The following is a 1,513-nucleotide window of genomic DNA, read 5'->3' as shown; positions in this document are numbered from 1 at the left end:
CTGAGTGAATAGTGGCAGAGACTACGGTAAAGGCGCTGGTAAGACGCCTAGTGGAACGCTATATGAAGCCAAAGAGCGCATAAACGTGTTCCGTAAACTATTCTACGGGGTTGGGGGTCTTACGTCTCGAAGAATGAAGACGTAAAGCGGCTCCGATGTGATGAAATCAATCACAGAAAAAGAAGAGAATAAGAGCCTCCGGGAAGAATGCCTAGTGGAGCTAAGAAACTCCAAAAACTATTGGTATGTTTCACGCATCTGCAGAAAAACAATAACCGACATATAAAAAGATAAATCCCGGAGGCTCAACAACAAACCCTACGCACACGGCGCAAAGAGGACATTAAGGACGCTCAAGCCCCGCACGATCCAATATGAAATCAATCATCGGTTCATAACGACGCGGCGGAACGTTATCGTCCATCGGCACGCACACCGGCAGGTCCCCCTGCTCAGCCGCCACAAACAGACCCGGATCATTACAATCCGCAATACCAATCGTCAGCAACTTACAGGTCGAGGAAGCATAACCAGCCATACCGTGATCCGAAACCACCAGATCCGGAGTCACACCGCGCGTCTTCAGCTGATCCAGCGCGATGCGCATCGGGCCGGGGAAATGCGTATGCTGCAGATTGCCGTACTGCTCAAACATCACGACATCCATAATCTGACGGACATCGCCATCCAGGAAGCGTTCGCCCTCCTCAATCTGAAGAACCTCAGCACCGGCAGCCTTCGCCGCCGCAGCCATCACCGCATACATGGGGAACAGACCCGCCGGGTGACCGGTCGCAAACAGAATACGAGAACCGGCACGCACCGCCTCGCCAAAGATACGGGCGTACTCCTCCAGCGCGCTGATGCACTGCTCGGCACCAATAGTGTCCTGACCGTGAGTATGCGAACGGTCCGGGTTCAGGCCCGCGCGGCGGACCATCACCTCAAACACCGAATCGTAATCCCAGTCGCGGGTCCACTGCACACCAAACTCAAGGTGCTCATTACCATCCAGGAAGCCCTGAATATGGTCCAGGTTATTCTCTCGGGCGGTCGCCACTTCACCGGTAATACGCACAGAATCCAGGTACGCGGCGAACTCCTCGCGGCTCATGGAGAAAGACATTAAAACTCCTTACAACGTGAAAAATACATTACTGCGAGATACCCTGACGTACCTCGGCATAAGTGTCAAGGGTCCGTCGTGCCGTCTGCTCCCAACCCATCGTGCGGGCACGCGCCGCGGCGTTTGCACCCAAGGAATGACGCAGGTACGGGGCACGCACCAGACGCTCAATAGCCGCAGCCCAACGCTGCGGAGTACGAGGCGCCACCAACAGGCCCGTACGGTGGTTCTCCACCGCGTAGCGCAGACCGTCAGCATCCGTAGCGAGCACCGTCGCGCCGCACGCCTGCGCCTCCAGAGCCACCAACCCGAACGTTTCAGATGAGGACGGAGACGCCACAATATCGGCGGCACGGAAAATATTCGCCAGCTCAGACGCCGGAACCG

Annotated in this window: 2 protein-coding genes; both read right to left on the bottom strand. The window is 56.1% G+C overall.

Annotated elements, in window-relative coordinates:
* Positions 1–343: 343 nt before the first annotated feature.
* Complete coding sequence (locus Q0216_RS00970) at positions 344–1,126, bottom strand: phosphatase (protein WP_298592200.1); 783 nt, start codon at positions 1,124–1,126, stop codon at positions 344–346.
* A gap of 28 nt (positions 1,127–1,154) precedes the next feature.
* Positions 1,155–1,513: glycosyltransferase (locus Q0216_RS00965; protein WP_298592198.1), on the bottom strand; the 359-nt coding region annotated here is incomplete at its 5' end.

The sequence above is a fragment of the uncultured Rothia sp. genome (assembly GCF_937976295.1).
Classification (GTDB): Bacteria; Actinomycetota; Actinomycetes; order Actinomycetales; family Micrococcaceae; genus Rothia.
The sequence above is the reverse complement of the archived record's forward strand: the minus strand, read 5'-3'. Positions and strand labels throughout refer to the sequence as shown.